A 261-nucleotide genomic window follows, 5' to 3' on the forward strand; every position below is an offset into this window, starting at 1 on the left:
TGTTGCGCTTGCCGGGCCGGCGTTCGGTGCTGGTGATCGAACCGCGTCCCGAGCTCGGTCGAGGCGAAGCCTACAGCGCCGTCGAAACGGGTCATACGCTGAGCGGCAACGCGGCGCGTATGAGCGTCGACCCGGACAACGCCGATGACCTGACGCAATGGCTGACCGCGCATATTGCCGCCGCTTGCTGGCCTGAATCGGCCGAGCAACCGGTACCGATCAGCGAGTTGTTCCCGCCACGAGGGCTGCTCGGCGTGTACG

General features: G+C 66.7%; 1 protein-coding gene. It reads left to right on the forward strand.

Annotated features, from left to right (window positions below; genetic code table 11):
* Positions 1-261, forward strand: a 261-nt coding sequence (locus tag BK660_RS30135; protein ID WP_185045256.1) for an FAD/NAD(P)-binding protein, incomplete at both ends; no start/stop codon positions are given.

The sequence above is a fragment of the Pseudomonas brassicacearum genome (assembly GCF_003732265.1).
GTDB lineage: Bacteria > Pseudomonadota > Gammaproteobacteria > Pseudomonadales > Pseudomonadaceae > Aquipseudomonas > Aquipseudomonas brassicacearum_D.